Raw genomic sequence first — 21057 nt, forward strand, 5'->3', positions numbered from 1 at the left:
GCCCCTCAGCCGATCAGCGTCAGAATGATCAATCCGGCGACCAGTCCCGGCACACCAGCGATCGGTCCGTAAAAACTGCCCATCATGGCGGCAAGTTCGTTGCCCAATGATTTTCCACCAATCGCGATGCCACCGATCGCTCCGCCGATGCCGGAGCAGACCAGTCCGATGATGAGCGCAAGCACCGCGCCAGCTGCCGTCAGTTCAACTCCTGCCACGTCATAGACTCCTTGAGTTCGGTTCAGTTGAGATGTCGGTGTTCCCCGCCACCTTGTTGATCGCTATCGCCAGGGGCTGCCGAGAGCAGTTCACGTTCGATCTGCTCGAGGGCCTCGGCAACGGTACGCGCCTTCTCGGCCTGCCCGCTGGCGCTAAAAATTTCCCGGCTCTCGCGATAATACTCCCTAGCGGCGCGCACATTGGCGCGGTTGCCGTTCTCGGGCCGTTCCGGGTCGTCGGGAAGATTCCACAGGCAATTCGCCTTGTTGGCGACTGTGTTGGCATATTCGAGCGGCATCGTGGCTCGCAGACGAACTTTCAGAGCTTCGTCATAGGCGTCGAGCGCGCGCAGGTTGTTCTCCAGCGTATGGCTTGAGGACGCGTATTGCAGGGCATTGCCGAGGTTGTTCTGCAACATGGCGTATTCGGTGGGATGATCGATCAGATTGACGATCTTCAATCCTTCTTCGAAGGCTTGCACGGCCAGCGCCTCGCGCATCTTGGATCTGGCATCGGTGAACGGAATGGAGAGAAACGCTGTCGCCAGATTGTTCTGCAGGATGGCGAATTCCTTTGGGAAGTGTGCCTTGTCGAACGTGCGCAGCGCCCGCTGATAGGCCGAAATCGCGTCGGTGATGCGGGCCTTGTGCTGGCCGGCCAGATTCTGGATCGCAAGACCGAGGTTCATTTCCGCCTCTGCCAGTTCTTCTGGCCGACCGAAATCGACCAGGGATGGCATGGCGGCCTCGAAGGCAGCGCGCGCTTGTTGCAACGCTGCCGTTCCTTCGTCGGGAAGAATCAAAAGAGCCGTGCCCTTGCGGGCAAAGATACGGGCGGCGAGCAGGCGTTCATCCTGCGGGCAGACACTGAGCGCGCGATCGTAGAGGTCGACTGCCGCCAGAATCTGCTCAGCGCTCTTGGGGCGCTGCTGGAGTCCCATGGCGATTTCCATGAGCATCTCGGCCCGCTCGGCGGGGCTCGCCGATTCGTCTTCTGCCGCAGCAATTGCTGCGCGCACCTCGTCTTCGGCGCGAGTGCTTTGCAACTGGGCTTCCTCCACGGCTGCTTTTGGCGCAGCTTATTATCTTGGCAAAAAGCTAGCCTAGTTTTCCAAAGCTGTCTACTTAAATTACCAACTGATAACTTAGTTTACACAAAACATGTCTTTGGCCACGAGCGCGGCCTGCTCCGAGTCCCACTGCGCGAAAAATTCGCACGCCGATTCATCATCCATTCCCTGCTCCCGGAAGAAATCCGGCGCAAAGACCACGCGGTCGCCTGCTCCGTTGCGACGCTTCAACAGATAGCCGCCAGATGCGGCGTGACGAACCGGCAGGATGACCAGGTCGTCGTTGCGCCGCAGCAGAATGACGCTTTCCAGGCCCGTGAAGTATCGGTCGCATGTTGCCGAAGACAGATAGAGCCCGCCGCGCCGGACCTGCACACTGGCGGGGGGCGCGTTCATGCGGGCACCTTGGCCAACCTTTCGCTGATGAGTACCTCGACGCGCCGTGAAACCTGCACTGCCGACGAAGAGACATCGTGCGACAGCCCTATGCCGAAGCCAAGTTCGGCGGCCTCGATCAAAAAGACCGTCACGTCCTTGGGGAACTCCTCGCGGAAAATCTGCCGTCCGGCATAAAGGGCCGCTTCCCAGCGGAAATCATGTAGGTTGAGACCGGGGACATAGGGGCGCTCAAGGACAGTGCCGGGCACCTCGTGAATGGCGCCTGGCGTCACCCCGGTTTTTGACGCATCGACCACGATCAAGGACGTGCAACCCCGCGCGGCAAACATGACCGACATGCCGTCCGTCCCGGCGTCAAGCAATTTGACATCCGGCCCTTCGAGGTCGCGTTGCCGCAATATACGTATGACCTCTACGCCCACCCCATCGTCTTGTCGGTTCAAATTTCCGCAGCCGATGACGATGATCATAGCTGTGCACTCATATGCGCCAGAGCCGGCAGGACCACTGCGGTTCAACGGGAACGGCGAGTTCGGGAAGTTCGCAGAAACGCCGGTGGACCAGATAGTACATGCAGGTCTCGCAGGCCTGTTCAATGCCGCCGTGCTCCACGGGCTGGAGGGTGAAGCCCGCAATCACCAATCCAGCCGTAATGTCGCCGCCAGCCTCGCGCAACCGGCCAAGGATCTCGGCCACGCTGTCCTGGTCGTCGGCACGGGGAAAAACTTCGGTCTTCAAGCCGCCGACAAGCAAAGAGCGGATTTGGCCCGCCACATTCTCGTCGTTGGTTTCGTTCGCCACCGGCTCCTCCTACCGCGCGGGCCTAAAGTCACTGCAAGGGCCTAGATGCGCCAAAGCCTGCACCACCAATCGGCATCGACCGGCACGGCCAGCTCCGGCAGGTCGCACCATTCTCGGTGGACGAGGTAATACATGCATTCCATGCAGCGCTGCTTGTCAGGGCCATAGGGTTGATCCACGAAGCCGCTGATGACCATCTTGCCCTCGATGTCGTCGGCCTTGAGCTGACGCAGTTCGGTCAAAATCGCAGCAAACTCCTTTTCCGTTTCGGGAAAAGGTTCGGTCTGCGTCTTTAGCCCGCCTTGCATCAATTGCGCCATTTTGCGCAGCAAAGCATGCTGTTGCTCGCTATTCATTGCCTGCGCTCCCGGGTTCGTGTGCAGCAGATCCGATCGTCCAGCGCGCGGCCGGACGATCGAGGCTGAGCGCGCTCGACGCGTTGCGTCGGATCAAGCCGTACGGAAGCGTGCGAGTTCTGTCCCGGTGCTGGCATCATGGGCATGCACGGTACAGACAAGACAGGAATCATACGAGCGGCAGACATGGCCGACCTCGACGGGATCGCTTGGATCCGCGATCGGCGTGCCGATCAGCGCCTGCTCGATCGGGCCAAGCTCGCCACCGTCCGATCTCGGCCCGACATTCCAAGTGGTCGGCGCGATGATCTGGTAGTTCTTGATCTTGCCGTTTTGCACCTCGATCCAATGACAAAGCGCGCCGCGGATGGCTTCAGTGGCGCCCCAGCCGCGGCCGTCCTTCTCCGTCGGCTTGACGTACCACGGGTCATTGAGGCGAAACTCGCGCAGCGCATGCTCGGCCTGGCGATAGAGCTTGACGCCCTCGTGCATGCGGGCGAAGTGACGCAGCATGACACTGGCCCCGCCAAGCTTCTTGTACATGTCAAGAACAAGTGGGTCGTGATGCTGCCAGCTTTCACCGTGGCTACCGCCTGCGATCAGCTGGCGGGCCAGGGGTCCAGCTTCGAGCCGACCGTTGTTGTCGTGGCGCACCGCGGTCGACCATGAGTACTGGTTTTCGTATTCGACCGGGTTCTTGCCGACGGCCTTTGTCGTGCGCTCGAACGGATGTTTTCCGCTCGGCTCGTCGTACCAGGCATGCAAGACGTCTTCTCTTGTGTGGACCTGGTCCATCAGTTTGTGGGTGTCGGCCGCGCCATCGTAGACGCCGCTTTTCATCAGCAGCGAGGCGTTGCGGTTTTCGATGGTCGGCCGATTGTACTTGTCCTCATGCGGCAAGTAGCCCCAGGACACGTACTTTCCATGACCTTTGCCATATTTGTCGACACCGACGTCCACGCTCATGCGCCAAAACATGCCCAGATCCGAATTCGCGTGCTCCGGGCGCTCGTCAAGCCAGGCCATGAAATCGTCATAGGAGCGAATTTGCTCGTAGCGTTCGAAGGAGCAGCCTAGCCAAACCGGCTCCATCCAGTTGCGGCGGAAATGCTCAAGGATGGACCAGGCCCGGGTAACGTCAGTAAGCGTGGGCGCACACATCACGCCGCCTGGCACCATGTAGCTGGAGTGCGGCCACTGGCCGCCCAGCAGGGCATAGATCTCGACGGGTCGTCCAGAGATCGTCACGCCAAGCTCATAGTTGGTGCCAGTGTATGGCGACCAGCGCTTGACCGCCTCTTCGTAGTATTTCGAATGCGAATAGTTCTTGTGAGTGTAGTCGATCATGAACAGACCGTAGTGGTGTCTTGGCAAGCTCTGCAGGCTCTCGACGATCTGCCCGAGATTGCGCGCAAGGATGGCGTTGCGGGGAACCTCGGCTTTCCAGGCGGTGTCGAGCGCCCAGGCCGCGCAGGTCAGGTGCGAAGCGCCACAGATGCCGCAAGCGCGCGGCGTGACGACCAGGCCCGCCTGGGGATCCTTGTCGCGCAAGATAATTTCGAACCCGCGGAACAGTTCGGCTTGCGTCCAGGCATTGACGACAACGCCATTTTGGATGTCGACGCGCACGTCGAGGTCGCCCTCGACGCGGCCAACAGGAGAAATATCAAGTGTTTGAACAGCGGCTGACATGGTCTTCCGGACCTCCCTGAAAATTGGAAACTAGCAATCGGCGACTTCAGACGACGAAAATGTCTTCTTCAGCCCAGCGCGGCGAAGCAGCCTTGGCTGCAGCCGTCAGCTTGATGTAACCGGTCTTGTCGACCCCGCTCGGCATGTCCTTTGGGACACCCATGACGGTCTGGGTCTTGAATACGGTTCCCGGAGCCAGATCGAAGAACGGGAATTCGGGCTCGGTGCAGCCCATGCAAGGCATGCCCGCTCGGGTCTTGGATGATTGCCGGTTCCACAAAATGCGGTTGCACGGCGAATGCGTCATCGGCCCGCGGCAGCCCAGATCATAGAACAGGCAACCTTTGCGCTGACCGAACTCGGTCGCAGAAACCTTGTAGGCGAAGTGCATGTTGCGGGTGCAGCCCGTTTGCGTGAAGGACGTGAAAAACGTCTTCGGACGCTGGAATTCGTCCAAGGTGAGATCACCGCCGCGGCCGGTGGCGACCGCGACCACGATTTGCGTGATCCAGTCGGGGTGAGCCGGGCAACCCGGAATGTTGATCACTGGCAGACCGGCCTTGGATTTGAAATCCTTGCCCAGGAAGCCGCCATGGCCACGCTTGAGGAATTGCAGGCCTTCGCTTTCGGACGGGTTCGGCGCGGTCGCGGGGATGCCGCCCCACGTCGCACAATCGCCAACGGCGACGACAAAGTTGGCGACCTTGCACAGGTCCCTCACCCAGTCGCGCATGGGACGGCCTGCAAAGCGGTTCCATTCGCCGGTCCCGTTGGGGGCGTTCACCACGGTGCCTTCGAACACGAAAATGTCCAGCGCCAGCGTGCCTGCGGTCAGCGCCTTCAGCATCTTTTGCAGGTTCTCGCCGAGCTCGAGCCCGAGCGAGGGATGCCACAGCACATTGATGCCAAAGTCGGTAACCAGATCGCACGCGCTCGGTTCCTCGGCATTGAGAAACGACATCGTGTTGCCGGAGCATGCTCCACCCTGGAGCCACAAAAGATTGGCCATTCTCTCCTCCACAGCCTGTAACGAAGCATTGCCGTATGCACGCCTCCGACTAATGTGAAGCAAGCGCCGTGCCAGCCGGGAACGTTGTCCAAGAAACCCCTTATTATCAATAACTTGGCGTGTCTTTGCGCGGATTGGGCCGCCGTATCGGCCCGCGCACAGGCTGCAAAGTAACTTTGCTGTTGGAAACTAGGTTGTGAACGAAGACAAGGGTCGTCACGACCCGTTTTTAGCCGTGACGATTGCCACAGGCCGGACAGGTGACTTCGAGCAGATAGCCATACCAGATACCTTCGCAGCGACTGCACCAGTGGCCCGTCGTCTGCCGTTCAGGCGCGCCGATCGTTTTTGCCATTGCCCCCAACCCAAGATATTTGGTCGGCTTGTGACGGCTTGAAGTCGGGACCCGGGACTGCGGAAACGGGATTATCTCCGTTTGCGGCGGTGATGAGGGTTCATCGGCTTTGCTCATGGCGCTCTCCTAAACGTGCGCGCTCAAAACTCAACATAGGGCTGACATGACCGATTTGCCATCCGCGTTCGAAGAGCCACCTGCCCGCCATGCCAAGCCTGGCTGGCAACATCGCGCATCACCGATTGCCAAAGACAGGAGCGGTTTCGCTACAGCTTCGCCGTCATTGGTGTTGCTGGCCGTGTTCGTTCAAGCTGTAGCGTTTGATCTTGTTTGCCAGACCAACCCGCGACAGCCCAAGTTCGTTTGCCGTGCGGCTTTGGTTCCAGTGATTGCGAACAAGCGCCCTGCTGACGATCTGCCTTTCGAGGCTTTCCACCTGGTCCTTCAGCGTCACGCCCTCCGGGAGAAAGGCAACCGCCTCCGAACTGCGCCGCGGCGGCGCAGCCAACAGCGTCGCTGACATGTTGCGGGTCGTCAGATACTCACCATCCTTGGCGAGAGCCACCATACGGCGGATTTCATTTTCCAGTTCGCGGACATTGCCGGGAAACTCGCCGCCCGAAAGCTTTTCGATGGTGTTGGCCGTGATTCCCAGAATCTTGCGGCCAATGGCATCGGCATGTTTTGCCGCAAAGAACTCCGCCAGCGGTCCAATGTCTTCGGGGCGTTCTCTCAGCGCAGGGACTTCGAACTCAAAGCCTTTCAGCCGGAAATAGAGATCCTGCCGGAACTCGCCACGCGCGACCAGATTTTTCAGGCGCCGGTTGGATGCCACGATGATGCGGACATCACAGTGTGTGACCCTGTCCGAGCCAAGGGGCTTGACCTCGCCCTCCTGGAGAAATCGCAACAAGCTCACCTGAAAGGACGGCGACACTTCCGAAATCTCATCCAGGAAAACCGTACCGCCGTCGGCAGCGCGAAACAGACCCAGCCGATCCGAGATCGCTCCGGTAAAGGACCCACGCTTGTGTCCAAACAATTCCGACTGCAGCAATTCGTCGGGCACGCCGCCACAATTCTGCACGAGAAGAGGACTTGCCCGGCGCGTTGAGTTGTAGTGGATGGCCCGGGCAAGCAGTTCCTTGCCCGTGCCCGTCTCGCCTTCGATGAGAATCGGCAGCTCGGTCCTGGCTGCTTGCCGCGCCAGTTCGCACAATTCAGCCATTTTCTCGCTGACATAGACGAGCTTTTCGAAACGCTGGCTTTCCGTCCTGAAGACGGCATTCTTACGCTCGCCGAAGATCAGCCCGTCGCCCGATATCTTGAACTCTCGAGACAGGATGCGATGGCGGCGTGCAAGTTCGCGGGTCTCCAGCGCTCTTTCGACCACCAGGCCCAATTGCGACGAATCAACGGGCTTCAGCAGAAACTGGTAGATTGCCGCCCGGGACAATGCCGGTTCCGAGATGCAGTCCGATTTCGAAGTCACATATATGCGGGTGATGTCGGGATGAGACACCCGAAGGCCGGTGAGGAAGGTGAGACCAGCATCTTCCCCCTCGTGATCCTCCGCTATGGCCAGATCGACGTGAATGGTGGCCATCGTGGTCAGTGCTTCAGAAAAGGAGTGCGCCAGGATAACGCGGTATGCGTAACGCTCGGCCAGGACATGAAGCGGCCACGTCCAGTCGCTGCCCTGGCGCGATACGATAACGACGGTGCCCGGTTCATCCATATAAGTAGGTTTCCATTTTGCGCACCTTGTTAGCAAAAGGGCGTGACGGCTTCAATTGCCATGAATGGCTGCTTTCCGACCAAACACTGACCAGGTTACGCGCCGACATCGGTCCTAGCGCACCTCAGGATAGAGTTTTGCCGAGACCGGCAGGAAAGCGGCTCCCTTGCGCGCGAGGAAGGCGCAGAAGGCGCCTATGGCTGGCGTCACGACGCGGTCGCTGCGCACCACCGAAAACCATTGACGCCGAATTGGCATCCCCACGACATCGAGCACCGACAGCCGTCCGGCCTGGACCTCGAAGGCTATGGTATGGGCGGAGATGAAGGCAACGCCCAGTCCAGCCATCACGGCCTGCTTGATCGTTTCGTTGGAATCCATCTCCGTTCCCGGCTGCTCCAATCGCCCGGGGATGTCGCCAAGAAACCGTTCGAACGACATGCGCGTGCCCGAACCTGGTTCGCGCACGATGAAATGCTCCCGGGCGATCCTGGCTTTGGTGATGTCGCGCGCCTGTGCCAGCGGATGATCGGGGGCCGCCGCGATGATCAAGGGGTGGTCCCCGAACACTCTGGCCTCCACCGGCAGGTCCGGCGGCGGTCGCCCCATCAGCGCAATATCAAGGACATGGTCCTTCAGTTTTGCAATGGTTTCCGCCCGGTTGCCGATCACCAGCTTCAGGTCGATATCGGGAAACTCCTTCTTGAAGCCAGCAATGATCTGCGGGGCGAAATACTTCGCCGTGGACACCGCGCCGACGATCAAATGCCCCTTCCTGATGCCCTTGACCGCATCAATCTCCTCCTGCAGCAGGCGCAATCTCTCATCGATGGCGTGTGCCGCTTCGATGAAGGCCAAACCTGCGTCAGTCGGACGCATGCCTTGCGGAGCGCGCTCGAAAAGCTGAATTCCGGCCTCTTCTTCAACCTGTTGAAGCTGTAACGTCACCGCCGGTCCGGTAAGTCCCAACGCCCTGGCAGCATTGATGATTTTACCCTCGCTATGGATGGCCGAGATGACGCGGAAATGACGGAGCGTGATGTTGCGCATCTGTCGCAGTAAGCAGAACTTATCGCCGCCGTAAATAGATTAAAGTTTACTAACCCGCACCGGGCTGTTCCAACCGTCATCAGATCTGCGGCGCTATCGCGGGATCGGGAGGGGAAAATGAACAATCCGACACTCGAGGCCTTTTTGGCGTCGCACGAACGGCAAGGGCATGATGGCGACGTTCTCGCAACGGTGGCGGCGCTGACGAGTGCGGCGCTTGCGATCAACAAGGCCATCCGCTCTGGCTCTCTGGGGTCCGCCTTTGGCGGCACCAACGCAACGGTCAATGCGGACGGCGATACCCAAAGGCACCTCGACCTTTATGCCGATCAGATCTTCCTGGACGCCATGCGTCGTGCGCCGGTGCGGTGTGTCGCCTCCGAAGAGCGGATCGCGCCGGTCGCACTCGACCCCGAGAGCCGCATTGCGGTGGCCATCGACCCTTTGGACGGCTCGTCCAACATCGACGTCAACGTATCGATCGGTACCATATTCTCGCTTCTCCCAGCGACTGGCGCGCCCGGCATCGACCCGGCCGCCTTTTTTCTCCAGCCAGGCAGCAGCCAGCTCGCGGCAGGCTTTTTCGTCTACGGACCGCAGCTGGTTCTGGTTTTGACGCTTGGCCACGGCACGCACGCCTTCGTCTTGTCGCCAGAACTTGGCACCTTCGTGCAGACCCATGAGAGCGTGGCTGTGGCCGAACGCACTCAGGAGTTCGCCATCAACGCTTCCAATTATCGCCATTGGGAAGAAGCCGTGCGGCTCTATGTGGATGATTGCCTGAAAGGTGAGGAAGGTCCGCGCGGCAAGAACTTCAACATGCGCTGGATCGCCTCGCTGGTCGCCGATGTCTATCGCATCCTCATGCGCGGTGGCGTCTTTCTTTATCCCGGCGATAGCCGTGCCGGTTATGCGAGCGGCCGGCTGCGGCTCGTCTACGAGGCCAATCCCATTGCGATGCTGGTGGAGCAGGCCGGTGGACGCGCAACCAATGCGCTTTGCAGCATCCTCGACATCGTTCCGACCGGCCTTCACCAACGCGTCCCGTTTGTCTTCGGCTCCGCCAGGGAGGTCGAGCGCGTCGCCCGCTATCACACCGAGCCAAGTGCAATAGCCGAGCGTTCACCGCTGTTTGGCAATCGTGGCCTGTTTCGGGCCTGATCAGGGAAGCACAAGATGTCGGCCAAGCACCCCATCATTTCGATCACCGGCTCCTCAGGTGCAGGCACCACCTCGGTCAAGCGCATCTTTGAGCAGATCTTCCGGCGCGAAAACGTCGATGCCGCATATATCGAGGGCGATGCATTCCACCGCTACGATCGTGCGGCGATGAAGGTGAAGGTTGCCGAGGACGAAAAGGGTGGCAATCCCTACTTCACCCATTTCAACGCCGAGGCCAACGAACTCGACGCGCTCCAGGAGGTCTTTGAAGACTATGGGCTCAGGGGTACCGGCCGCACCCGGACCTATGTTCACGATGAGGCGGAGGCCAGCCTTTATGGCTGCGATCTCGGCACCTTCACCCCGTGGCGCGAGTTCGCCCCAAGTGACCTGCTGTTCTATGAGGGCCTGCATGGTTGTGCCGTCACCGACAGGGTCGATCTGGCCAAACACGCTGATCTCAAGATTGGCGTCGTGCCGGTCATCAACCTTGAATGGATCCAGAAGATCCACCGCGACCGCTCCACGCGCGGCTACTCGACGGAAGCCGTCGTGGACGTGATCCTTCGGCGCATGCCCGATTATGTGCGCCACATCGTGCCGCAGTTCTCGAAGACAGACATCAATTTCCAGCGCGTGCCGATCGTCGATACGTCAAATCCATTCGTCGCTCGCTGGATCCCGACACCTGACGAATCGATGCTGATCATCCGCTTCGCCAACCCCCGCGGCATCGATTTCCCCTACCTGCTTTCGATGATCCACAACTCGTTCATGTCGCGCGCCAACTCGATCGTCGTGCCGGGCAACAAGCTCGACCTGGCCATGCAGCTGATCCTGACACCGCTGATCATGCAACTGATCGAACGCAAGCGCCGCGCCAACTGAGGAAGCTGAGATGAACCAGATCGCGATCGACACGCCCGTCCCCGCCAGGGCCGATGAACAGCTGATGGCAAACGCCATCAGGGCGCTCGCCATGGATGCGGTTCAAAAGGCAAACTCCGGCCATCCCGGCATGCCGATGGGCATGGCCGATGTTGCCACCATACTGTTCAATCGCTTCCTGCAAATCGACCCGTCGCGTCCCGACTGGCCCGACCGTGACCGTTTCGTTTTATCGGCGGGCCATGGCTCGATGTTGCAATACGCGCTGCACTATCTGCTCGGCTACGAAGACATGCCGATCGAGGAGTTGCAGCGCTTCCGACAGCTTGGCAGCCGCACTGCCGGGCATCCCGAATATGGCCATGCCCTTGGCATCGAAACCACGACGGGTCCGCTTGGCCAGGGCATTGCGACGGCGGTCGGCATGGCATTGGCCGAGCGCATGCTTGCCGCCCGTTTTGGTGCCGGCCTCGTCGACCACTACACATATGCAATCGCCGGCGATGGCTGCCTGCAGGAGGGGATGAGCCACGAGGCGATTGATCTTGCCGGCCATCTTGGCCTTTCGAAATTGATCGTGCTGTGGGACGACAATCGCATCTCGATCGACGGGCCGACCTCGCTGGCGACCTCGATGGACCAACCGATGCGGTTCCGGGCCGCCGGCTGGAGCGTTCTTTCGATCGACGGCCACGACCTGGAGGCAATCGCGGCGGCGCTGGAGCAGGCGCGGACGTCGGACCGGCCGACGTTGATCGCATGCCGGACCACAATCGGAAAGGGCGCGCCGAACCTGGGCGGCTCGGAAAAAACCCATGGCGCGCCGCTCGGCGCGGCCGAAATCGCCGCGACGCGAACAAACCTCGGTTGGGATCATCCACCCTTCGAGATCCCCGGCGAAATTTTGCGCGCCTGGCGCACCGCGCCAGCACGCGCCCGAACCGCGCGCGCGGCGTGGGAGGCTAGACTTGCCGCGTCGCCGCGCCGCCAGGAATTCGAAAGTGCTGTGGCTGGCGACCTTCCCGAAGGCGTGTTTGAGGCACTGTCGACATTTCGCCAGCAACACTTCGAGAGTGCGACCAACGTCGCAACCCGCAAGGCCTCGGAAATGGCTCTCGCCGTGATCAACGAGGCGACGGAGCAGACTGTCGGTGGATCGGCGGATCTCACTCATTCCAACTTGACCATCACCAAGGGCATGGCTCGCGTCTCACCGGGCGACTTTTCCGGACGATACATCCACTATGGCATCCGCGAGCACGGCATGGCGGCGGCTATGAACGGCATGGCGCTGCATGGCGGGCTTGTCCCTTATGGCGGGACATTCCTGTGCTTTGCCGATTATGCGCGCGGCGCAATGCGGCTCTCGGCACTGATGGGCCAGCGCGTCATCTATGTGATGACCCACGATTCCATCGGACTTGGCGAGGATGGGCCCACGCACCAGCCTGTCGAACATCTGGCGATGCTGCGTGCCACGCCGAACCTCAATGTCTTCCGTCCAGCCGACATCATCGAGACAGCCGAATGCTGGGAGCTGGCGCTGAGGTCAAAGCACCGGCCGAGCGTGCTGGTCTTGTCGAGACAGACCCTGCCGATGTTGCGCACGAAGGCTCCCGAAGCCAGTCGCTCGGCCAAAGGGGCTTACCTCATGCGCAAGCCCGTCGGCCGGCGTGATGTGACGCTGATTGCCACGGGTTCGGAAGTCGAGATCGCCCGCGCGGCCGCCGACTTGCTCCTGGAGCGCCATCATATGCGGGTTGCCTTGGTCTCCATGCCCTGCTGGGAACTCTTTGAAGAACAAGACGAAGCCTATCGCGCCGAGGTTCTGGGCACAGCTCCGCGCATAGCCGTCGAGGCCGCCGCGCGCCTTGGTTGGGACCGCTGGATTGGTGACGGCGGCTCCTTCGTGGGAATGACCGGCTTTGGCGCCAGCGCACCGGCGGCAGAGCTTTACAGGCATTTCGGGATCACGGCCGAGGCTATTGCCGATGCCGCCTGTGCAGTTGTTCAGAAGGATTGAAGCCTTGACCGTCAGAGTTGCCATCAACGGATTTGGCCGCATCGGCCGCAACATCCTGCGCGCCATCCATGAGTCCGGCCGCAAGGACATCGACGTCGTCGCCGTCAACGATCTCGGCCCGGTCGAGACCAATGCGCATCTCCTGCGCTATGACAGCGTGCACGGCCGCTTCCCGCATGAAGTGTCGTTTTCCGGCGACCAGATCACCGTCGGCAAGGAGACCTTCAAGGTCACCGCGATCAGGGACCCGGCGCAGCTGCCATGGAAGGAGCTCGGCGTCGACATCGCGCTCGAATGCACCGGCATCTTCACTGCCCGTGACAAGGCCGCCGCGCATCTGACCGCCGGCGCCAAGCGCGTCGTCGTCTCGGCGCCCGCCGAAGGCGCCGACCTCACCGTCGTCTTCGGCATCAACCACGACAAGCTGACCAAGGACCACATCGTCATCTCGAATGCGTCCTGCACCACCAACTGCCTGGCGCCGCTGGCCGCCGCGCTGCACGAGACCGTCGGCATCGAAAAGGGCATGATGACGACGATCCACTCCTACACGGGCGACCAGCCGACGCTGGACACCATGCACAAGGATCTCTACCGCGGCCGTGCGGCTGCCCTGTCGCAGATCCCGACCTCGACCGGTGCAGCCAAGGCGATCGGGCTCGTGCTGCCCGATCTCAAGGGCAAGCTCGACGGCATCTCGATCCGCGTGCCGACCCCCAACGTCTCGGTGGTCGACTTCAAGTTCATCGCCAAGCGGCCGACCACCGTCCAGGAGATCAACGAAGCGGTCATCGCCGCTTCCAACGGTAAGCTGAAGGGCATTCTCGGCGTCACCCATCACCCGAACGTCTCGATCGACTTCAACCATGATCCGCGCTCGTCGATCCTGGCGCTCGACCAGACCAAGGTGATGGACGGCAACTTCGTTTCGGTACTGTCCTGGTACGACAATGAGTGGGGCTTTTCCAACCGCATGGCCGACACCTCGGTCGCTGTTGGGGGCGTGCTTTGAAACCCCTCCCCGACATCCGCACCGCTGAAATTGCCGGCAAGACCGTGCTCGTTCGCGCCGACCTCAACGTGCCTCTAAAGAACGGCATGGTGGCCGATGCCACCAGGATAGTACGCTTTGCTCCAACAGTGAGGGATCTCCTGGCGCGAGGTGCCAAGGTTGTCGTCATGACGCATCTTGGCAGACCAGACGGTGATGCAAATCCCATCTATTCGGTGAGGCCGGTAACAGGCACGCTGTCCAGCGAAGTCGGCCGCGAAGTTGTGTTCGTCCCAGATTGTGTCGGTCCCACTGCGGAGAAGGCTGCCAAGCATCATCAGGACGGCAAGGTTCTCCTGCTCGAAAACCTTCGTTTTCATAAGGGCGAGGAGGCCAACAGCCGCAATTTTGCATTGCGGCTCTCGGTCAACGGCGATCTCTTTGTCAACGACGCCTTTTCCTGCGCTCATCGCGCGCATGCTTCGACCCATGCTATCGCGCATATCATGCCCGCTTACGCCGGCCCGTCCCTGCTTGCCGAAGTCGCCGCATTGACTGCCGCCCTCGACGCGCCGGAAAAGCCGGTGGCAGCTCTGGTGGGAGGTTCCAAGGTCTCGTCCAAGATAAGGGTGTTGAAGAACCTGATCGGCAGGATGGATCACCTGATCATCGGCGGCGGCATGGCCAACACATTTCTGGCTGCAAGCGGATACCGTGTGGGGCGGTCAGTCCACGAGCCGGACTGTGTTTCGATCGCTCGCGATATCATGGAGGCTGCCGCCGCCAACGGTTGTCGTATCCTTCTGCCCAGCGACGTTACCGTGGCCAGGATGTTCGAGGCAGAGGCTTTGGCCACAACCGTCCCGGTGGCAGCTATCCCTGACGAGGCAATGGCGCTCGACGTTGGTCCCAGGACCGTTGCGGAGATCAAGCATGTCCTGAACGCCTGCCGCACCCTGTTGTGGAATGGGCCGCTGGGCGCATTCGAGATGAGGCCATTTGGAGACGCCACGTTCACTGTGGCGCGCCATGCAGCGGCACTGTCAAAGGCCGGACAACTCGCCACCATCGCAGGCGGCGGCGACACGGCTGCCGCACTGTCTTTGGCAGGCGTTGCCGACCAGATCACCTACCTTTCGACCGCCGGTGGCGCCTTCCTCGAATGGCTCGAAGGCTGCCGCTTACCTGGCATCGAAGTGCTGCGCAAAAGAGTCGAACATTCGGAGACCGTCTGACATGGCCAAGATTACACTTCGACAGCTGCTCGACCACGCCGCTGAACGTGACTACGGCGTTCCAGCCTTCAACATCAACAACATGGAGCAAGGTCTCGCCATCATGCAGGCGGCAAAGGCTTGCGACGCACCGGTTATCATCCAGGCCTCGCGCGGCGCCCGCGCTTACGCCCATGACATCATGCTCTCGAAGATGATGGATGCCCTGGCTGAAATCTATCCTGACATTCCGCTTTGCGTCCATCAGGACCACGGCAATAACGAAGCCACCTGCCTGACCGCGATCCGCCATGGCTTCACGTCGGTCATGATGGACGGCTCGCTCCTGGCCGACGGCAAGACGCCGGCGAGCTATGACTACAATGTGGAGATGACGGCAAGTGTGGCCGAGATGGCGCATGCGGTCGGCGCCTCGGTGGAAGGCGAGCTCGGTGTGCTTGGGTCGCTGGAAAGCGGCCACGGCGAGGCCGAGGACGGGCACGGCGCGGAGGGCGCGCTTTCCCACGATCAACTCTTGACCGATCCTGACCAGGCGGTCGATTTCGTCACGCAGACGAAGGTCGACGCGCTGGCGATCGCCTGTGGCACAAGCCACGGCGCCTACAAGTTTTCGCGCCGCCCTGACGGCGACATCCTCGCCATGCATGTCATCGAGGCTATCCACCAGAAACTGCCAAACACGCATCTGGTGATGCACGGCTCTTCCTCGGTGCCGCAGGAACTGCAGGACATCATTAACAGCCATGGCGGAGAGATGCCGCAGACCTTCGGCGTGCCGGTGGAAGAGATCGTGCGCGGCATCCACCACGGCGTGCGCAAGATCAACATCGACACCGATTGTCGCATGGCCATGGCCGCCCAATTCCGCAAGGTCGCGGTCAGCAATCGCGCTGAGTTTGACCCTCGCAAATTCCTCAAGCCTGCCATGGATGCCATGCGCGACCTGTGCCGCGAACGTTTCGAGGCCTTTGGCTGCGCGGGCAATGCCAGCCGGATCAAGGTGATGCCCTTGGATGAGATGGCCAGGCGCTACGCAACGGGCCTGCTCGACACACAAGTGGCGGCCAGCAGGGCTGCCTGAAGTACCAATTTTTGACGGAAGGATCTGGATGATGACCGTGCAACCGACAGAGCTCAAAGGCAAGGAACGCTATCGCGCCGGCGTGCTCAAATACGCGCAGATGGGGTACTGGAACGGCGACTACGTGCCCAAGGACACCGATCTGATCGCGCTTTTTCGCATCACGCCCCAGGATGGCGTCGATCCGATCGAGGCCGCGGCCGCCGTCGCCGGCGAATCCTCGACGGCAACCTGGACGGTGGTCTGGACCGACAGGCTGACGGCGGCTGACCAGTACCGTGCAAAGGCCTATCGGGTCGATCCGGTGCCGGGGCGGCCCGGCGAATATTTCTGCTATGTCGCCTACGACCTGATCCTGTTCGAGCCGGGCTCGATCGCCAACCTGACGGCCTCCATCATTGGCAACGTGTTTTCGTTCAAGCCGCTCATGGCGGCGCGGCTGGAAGACATGCGGTTGCCCGTCGCCTATGTGAAGACCTTCAAGGGACCGCCGACCGGCATCGTGGCCGAGCGCGAGCGGCTCGACAAGTTCGGGCGACCGCTGCTGGGGGCGACCACCAAGCCGAAACTCGGGCTTTCAGGCAAGAATTACGGCCGCGTGGTTTACGAGGGTCTGAAAGGTGGCCTCGACTTCATGAAGGATGACGAGAACATCAACTCGCAACCCTTCATGCACTGGCGCGACCGGTTCCTCTACTGCATGGAGGCCGTCAATCGCGCCGCCGCCGAAACCGGCGAGATCAAGGGGCACTACCTCAACATCACGGCCGGCACGATGGAGGAGATCTACCGGCGTGCCGAATTCGCCAAGGAACTGGGCTCATGCATCGTGATGATCGACCTGATCATCGGCTACACCGCAATCCAGTCGATCTCGGAATGGTGCCGGCGCAACGACATGATCCTGCATCTGCATCGCGCTGGACATGGGACTTACACCCGCCAGAAGAACCACGGCATCTCGTTTCGCGTCATCGCCAAGTGGATGCGGCTTGCCGGCGTCGACCACATCCATGCCGGCACGGCCGTCGGCAAGCTCGAAGGCGATCCTATGACGGTCCAGGGCTATTACAATGTCTGCCGCGAACTCAAGAACGAGGTGGACTTTCCGCGCGGCATCTTCTTCGAGCAGGACTGGGCCGACACGTTGAAAGTCATGCCCGTGGCCTCTGGCGGTATCCATGCCGGGCAGATGCATCAGCTGCTTGACTTGTTCGGTGACGACGTCGTGCTGCAGTTCGGCGGCGGCACCATCGGCCATCCGATGGGGATTCAGGCGGGCGCAACCGCAAACCGCGTTGCGCTGGAAGCCATGGTGCTTGCCCGCAACGAGGGCCGCGATATTGCCGCTGAGGGCCCGGAGATACTTCGCGCTGCCGCCAGATGGTGCAAACCCCTTGAAGCGGCCCTCGATGTATGGGGCAATATCAGCTTCAACTATCAGTCTACGGACACCTCGGACTTCGTCCCCACCCCTGCCGTCGCCGTTTAAGGAGCTTGATCCATGCGCATCACACAGGGCACTTTTTCCTTTCTGCCGGACCTCTCGGACGAGCAGATTTCCGCGCAGGTCGAATATTGCCTGCGCAAAGAATGGTCGATCGGCGTTGAATACACTGACGACCCGCATCCCCGGAACATATTCTGGGAGATGTGGGGCAACCCAATGTTCGACCTCAAGGACGCGGCCGGCGTGATGATGGAGGTCCGTGCCTGCCGCGTTGCGCAACCGGACAGCTATATCCGCCTCAACGCCTTCGATTCCTCGCGTGGTTTCGAGACGGTGATGCTGTCCTTCATCGTCAATCGGCCGAAGGTCGAGCCCAAGTTCGTCCTCACCCGCACCGAGACGGACAGCCGTGTTCAGCGCTATTCGATGAAGGCTGCACTTTAACGCCCTGGAGACCGTATACATGACTGCCGTGCAGACATTCGAAGCGGCAACGCCGACCGTGGACCTGGCCGCCGATTTCCGTGAATCGGGGGTGGCAGAGATCTTGGCGGAGCTTGATCGCGACCTGGCCGGTCTCAAGCCGGTCAAGCAGCGTATCCGCGAGACGGCGGCGCTCCTGCTGGTCGAGCGTGCGCGCAGCCGCCTGGGCCTGTCGACCCATACGCCGACGCTGCATATGAGCTTTACGGGCAATCCGGGCACCGGCAAGACGACGGTGGCGCTCAGGATGGCAAATCTGCTGCATCGACTTGGGTATGTGCGCAAGGGCCACCTCGTCTCGGTAACGCGCGACGATCTCGTCGGCCAGTATATCGGCCATACCGCGCCGAAGACGAAGGAGGTGCTGAAGAAGGCGATGGGGGGCGTCTTGTTCATCGACGAAGCCTACTATCTCTACCGTCCCGACAACGAGCGCGACTATGGCCAGGAAGCCATAGAAATCCTCCTGCAGGTGATGGAGAACCAGCGGGACGACCTCGTCGTAATCCTCGCCGGCTATGGGGATCGGATGGAGCGCTTCTATCAGTCCAACCCGGGATTTCGATCGCGCATCGCACATCACATCGACTTCCCGGATTACGAGGACGCAGAGCTGCTCTCCATAGCCGAGACGATGCTGGCCAAGCAGAATTATGTGCTCGACGATGAAGCGACGCAGATGATGGCCGCTTACATTCGCATGAGGCGCACGCAGCCCCACTTCGCCAATGCGCGCTCGATCCGCAATGCGTTGGACCGCGCCCGCCTGCGTCACGCCAATCGTCTTTTCGAAACATCGGTCGGCCCCGTCACAATGCAGGAGATGTCGACCATCCGTGCCGATGACATCAGGGCCAGCCGAGTGTTCTTGACGCCAACAGCCGCGGAAGGTCCCACGACGTGAAGCAGACGATCATTGCCCCATCGGTCCTCTCGGCCGACTTCTCGCGTCTCGGCGAAGAAGTCGAGGCCGTCGCCGCAGCAGGTGCGGACTGGATCCACCTCGACGTGATGGATGGGCACTTCGTGCCCAACATTACCTTCGGTCCTGCCGTGATCAAGGCAATCCGCAACCGAACGGACAAGGTGTTCGACTGTCACCTGATGATCACGCCAGCCGATCCCTATCTCGCCGCCTTCGCCGATGTAGGTTGCGACATCATAACGGTCCACGCAGAAGCTGGAGTGCACCTCGACCGATCGCTCCAGACCATCCGCGACCTTGGCAAGAAAGCCGGCGTTTCGCTCAATCCGTCGACGCCGGAGACCGTTATCGAATACGTACTGGATCGTCTGGATCTCGTCCTCCTGATGACGGTCAATCCAGGGTTCGGCGGCCAGGCCTTCATTCCCTCGGTGGTCGAGAAGGTGAAGCGCGTGAAGGCGATGATCGGTGATCGACCGATCGATATCGAAATCGACGGCGGGGTGACTTCGCAAACCGCACCCCTCCTCGCATCGGCCGGTGCCAATGTGTTGGTTGCGGGCTCGGCCATTTTCAAAGGCGGGACGGCAGCGGCATACAGCGCCAACATCGCGGCCATTCGCCAATCAGCCGATGCGGCTTCGTGAGACGGGCGCCATGAACGCGAACCCAGCATTCGCGGACCTGCCCCCGCGGGCGGTCTTCTTCGACCTTGATGGAACGCTTGTCGATTCGGCCCCTGATATGGCCGCAGCCGTCAATGAGCTGATGGCGCGCTACGGCCTGGCGCCGCACTCACTCGAGGCAGTGCGTGGCATGATTGGCCATGGGGTCGAGAAACTGATCGAACGAGCCTTCGCGGCGCATTCGCTCGCGCTTGGCTTGGAAGATCAGAGCGCAAGCCGCGAGCAGATGAATGAAATCTATGGGGGTCACCTCACCCAATTGACGACGTTGCGCCCCGGCGCAGGCAGCGCGCTGACCGCAGCTCGCAAGGCTGGGATGCGGACCGGCGTCGTCACCAACAAGCCGGAAGGGTTCTCACGCATTGTCCTGGCGCACTTCGGCTTGTCGGATGAGCTCGATGTCGTCATCGGCGGCGATGCCGGCCATCTGAAAAAACCTGCTCCCGACATGCTTCTGGCTGCCTGTCACGCATGCGGTTGCAGCAGCGCTCAGGCAGTTATGGTGGGAGATAGTATGGCAGACGTCGGAGCCGCCAGGGCCGCGGGCATGCGCTGCATCATAGTGCGCGGCGGATATACCGAACTGGCGGCCGAAGATCTGGGCGCTGATCGCGTTATCGACGTGCTCGACCAACTGGAATCGGTTTTCCTGAGGTAAGAAAAGGCTGTGCAATGGCTCTTCGAGCGCTTGTCTTCGACGTTGACGGCACGCTCGCGGAGACCGAGGAACTGCACCGTCAGTCTTTCAACGAGACTTTTGCCGAGCACGGGCTTAATTGGGTCTGGGACCATAGTCTGTACACCGAGTTGCTCGGCACCACGGGTGGGCGCGAGCGCATTGTTTCGTATGCACAGATGGTGGGGCAAAACGTCGACGCAGATCTCCTGCACGCACGAAAGACAGAAATCTATAACCTCAAGATCAAGCAGGGTCTGATCAGCTTGAGGCCTGGCGTGGTGGAGCTGATCGAGCATGCCACGAATGAGGGGCTGATGCTTGCGATCGGGACCACCACCAGTAAGGCGAATGTGGTGTCGCTCCTCCATGAGACGCTCGGCCCAAGGTCCTTGGGCCTGTTTTCCAGCATCCGTACGGGCGAGGATGTGCGCGCCAAAAAACCCGATCCTGAAGTCTATCGGTTGGTGCTATCGGACCTTGGTCTGGAGGGTTGCGAGTGTCTTTGCATCGAGGATTCCAGGAACGGACTTATGGCTGCTCGTGCGGCGGGCATGCGCACGGTCATCACGGCCAGCCTGTTTACGTCTCACGAGGATTTCAGCGGCGCCGATCTCATCCTACGCAATCTGGCAACGCCATGGTCATCGGCTGAGTTCAACCCTTATACCTCGATGATGAACCAGCCGCTCGAGGTGAGTCGCTTACTGCGGCGTGCCGGGAGGTCCGGCGGGCGGCGAACGGACGCTTGAACATCGCCAACATTGTCA

Annotated in this window: 23 protein-coding genes; 12 read left to right on the plus strand and 11 right to left on the minus strand. The window is 60.8% G+C overall.

Annotated features, from left to right (window positions below; all coding sequences use genetic code 11):
* Positions 1 to 5: 5 nt before the first annotated feature.
* From MESOP_RS27310 to MESOP_RS27355, 11 genes are all read right to left on the minus strand, one after another.
* Positions 6 to 218: a hypothetical protein gene (locus MESOP_RS27310; RefSeq protein ID WP_013896574.1), complete on the minus strand. Its 213-nt coding sequence runs from the start codon at positions 216 to 218 to the stop codon at positions 6 to 8.
* Positions 219 to 241: 23 nt separating this feature from the next.
* Positions 242 to 1264, minus strand: a complete 1023-nt coding sequence (locus MESOP_RS27315; RefSeq protein ID WP_013896575.1) for a hypothetical protein — start codon at positions 1262 to 1264, stop codon at positions 242 to 244.
* A gap of 99 nt (positions 1265 to 1363) precedes the next feature.
* A complete protein-coding gene (locus tag MESOP_RS27320) occupies positions 1364 to 1684 on the minus strand; it encodes a hypothetical protein (RefSeq protein ID WP_013896576.1) in 321 nt (106 codons plus the stop codon).
* Positions 1681 to 2157 carry a hydrogenase maturation protease gene (locus tag MESOP_RS27325; protein ID WP_013896577.1) on the minus strand — a complete coding sequence of 159 codons (477 nt, stop codon included), beginning with the start codon at positions 2155 to 2157 and terminating at the stop codon, positions 1681 to 1683. Before MESOP_RS27325 ends, MESOP_RS27320 begins: the two co-directional genes overlap by 4 nt.
* 10 nt (positions 2158 to 2167) lie before the next feature.
* Positions 2168 to 2488: a hypothetical protein gene (locus tag MESOP_RS27330; RefSeq protein ID WP_013896578.1), complete on the minus strand. Its 321-nt coding sequence runs from the start codon at positions 2486 to 2488 to the stop codon at positions 2168 to 2170.
* Between the two features lie 41 nt (positions 2489 to 2529).
* Positions 2530 to 2844, minus strand: coding sequence for a hypothetical protein (locus MESOP_RS27335; protein WP_013896579.1), 315 nt, complete (start codon positions 2842 to 2844; stop codon positions 2530 to 2532).
* Between the two features lie 93 nt (positions 2845 to 2937).
* Positions 2938 to 4536 (minus strand): nickel-dependent hydrogenase large subunit, encoded by a 1599-nt coding sequence (locus tag MESOP_RS27340; protein WP_013896580.1) that lies wholly within the window; start codon positions 4534 to 4536, stop codon positions 2938 to 2940.
* Between the two features lie 46 nt (positions 4537 to 4582).
* Complete coding sequence (locus MESOP_RS27345; RefSeq protein ID WP_013896581.1) at positions 4583 to 5545, minus strand: NADH-quinone oxidoreductase subunit B family protein; 963 nt, start codon at positions 5543 to 5545, stop codon at positions 4583 to 4585.
* 229 nt (positions 5546 to 5774) lie between these two features.
* Positions 5775 to 6017, minus strand: a complete 243-nt coding sequence (locus tag MESOP_RS34130) for a hypothetical protein (protein WP_013896582.1) — start codon at positions 6015 to 6017, stop codon at positions 5775 to 5777.
* 163 nt (positions 6018 to 6180) lie between these two features.
* Positions 6181 to 7638 (minus strand): sigma-54 dependent transcriptional regulator, encoded by a 1458-nt coding sequence (locus MESOP_RS27350; protein WP_013896583.1) that lies wholly within the window; start codon positions 7636 to 7638, stop codon positions 6181 to 6183.
* A gap of 114 nt (positions 7639 to 7752) precedes the next feature.
* Positions 7753 to 8688 (minus strand): LysR family transcriptional regulator, encoded by a 936-nt coding sequence (locus MESOP_RS27355; RefSeq protein WP_013896584.1) that lies wholly within the window; start codon positions 8686 to 8688, stop codon positions 7753 to 7755.
* Positions 8689 to 8805: 117 nt separating this feature from the next.
* Here MESOP_RS27355 and MESOP_RS27360 point away from each other — a divergent pair, with 117 nt between their 5' ends.
* Genes MESOP_RS27360 through MESOP_RS27415 form a run of 12 tightly spaced genes read left to right on the plus strand, consistent with a single transcriptional unit; the run spans position 8806 to position 21039 of the window.
* Complete coding sequence (locus MESOP_RS27360; RefSeq protein WP_013896585.1) at positions 8806 to 9849, plus strand: class 1 fructose-bisphosphatase; 1044 nt, start codon at positions 8806 to 8808, stop codon at positions 9847 to 9849.
* A gap of 15 nt (positions 9850 to 9864) precedes the next feature.
* On the plus strand, positions 9865 to 10737 hold the full coding sequence (locus MESOP_RS27365; RefSeq protein ID WP_013896586.1) for a phosphoribulokinase: 873 nt from the start codon (positions 9865 to 9867) through the stop codon (positions 10735 to 10737).
* Positions 10738 to 10747: 10 nt separating this feature from the next.
* A complete protein-coding gene (gene tkt / locus MESOP_RS27370; protein ID WP_013896587.1) occupies positions 10748 to 12760 on the plus strand; it encodes a transketolase in 2013 nt (670 codons plus the stop codon).
* A 4-nt stretch (positions 12761 to 12764) separates the two neighbouring features.
* Entirely contained in the window at positions 12765 to 13772 is a 1008-nt protein-coding gene (gene gap / locus MESOP_RS27375) for a type I glyceraldehyde-3-phosphate dehydrogenase (RefSeq protein WP_041165047.1), read from the plus strand.
* Entirely contained in the window at positions 13769 to 14986 is a 1218-nt protein-coding gene (locus tag MESOP_RS27380; protein WP_013896589.1) for a phosphoglycerate kinase, read from the plus strand. The genes gap and MESOP_RS27380 overlap by 4 nt, the downstream gene beginning before the upstream one ends.
* Position 14987: 1 nt before the next feature.
* Entirely contained in the window at positions 14988 to 16067 is a 1080-nt protein-coding gene (gene fba, locus MESOP_RS27385; RefSeq protein WP_013896590.1) for a class II fructose-bisphosphate aldolase, read from the plus strand.
* 28 nt (positions 16068 to 16095) lie between these two features.
* On the plus strand, positions 16096 to 17559 hold the full coding sequence (locus MESOP_RS27390) for a form I ribulose bisphosphate carboxylase large subunit (RefSeq protein ID WP_013896591.1): 1464 nt from the start codon (positions 16096 to 16098) through the stop codon (positions 17557 to 17559).
* A 12-nt stretch (positions 17560 to 17571) separates the two neighbouring features.
* Positions 17572 to 17961, plus strand: coding sequence for a ribulose bisphosphate carboxylase small subunit (locus MESOP_RS27395; protein ID WP_013896592.1), 390 nt, complete (start codon positions 17572 to 17574; stop codon positions 17959 to 17961).
* 19 nt (positions 17962 to 17980) lie between these two features.
* Positions 17981 to 18904: a CbbX protein gene (gene cbbX / locus MESOP_RS27400; protein ID WP_013896593.1), complete on the plus strand. Its 924-nt coding sequence runs from the start codon at positions 17981 to 17983 to the stop codon at positions 18902 to 18904.
* Positions 18901 to 19572 carry a ribulose-phosphate 3-epimerase gene (gene rpe, locus MESOP_RS27405; RefSeq protein WP_013896594.1) on the plus strand — a complete coding sequence of 224 codons (672 nt, stop codon included), beginning with the start codon at positions 18901 to 18903 and terminating at the stop codon, positions 19570 to 19572. Before cbbX ends, rpe begins: the two co-directional genes overlap by 4 nt.
* Positions 19573 to 19582: 10 nt before the next feature.
* On the plus strand, positions 19583 to 20269 hold the full coding sequence (gene gph / locus MESOP_RS27410; protein WP_013896595.1) for a phosphoglycolate phosphatase: 687 nt from the start codon (positions 19583 to 19585) through the stop codon (positions 20267 to 20269).
* 14 nt (positions 20270 to 20283) lie between these two features.
* Positions 20284 to 21039, plus strand: a complete 756-nt coding sequence (locus MESOP_RS27415; protein WP_013896596.1) for an HAD-IA family hydrolase — start codon at positions 20284 to 20286, stop codon at positions 21037 to 21039.
* Positions 21040 to 21057 lie beyond the last annotated feature (18 nt).

This window comes from Mesorhizobium opportunistum WSM2075 (assembly GCF_000176035.2).
Taxonomy (GTDB): Bacteria; Pseudomonadota; Alphaproteobacteria; order Rhizobiales; family Rhizobiaceae; genus Mesorhizobium; species Mesorhizobium opportunistum.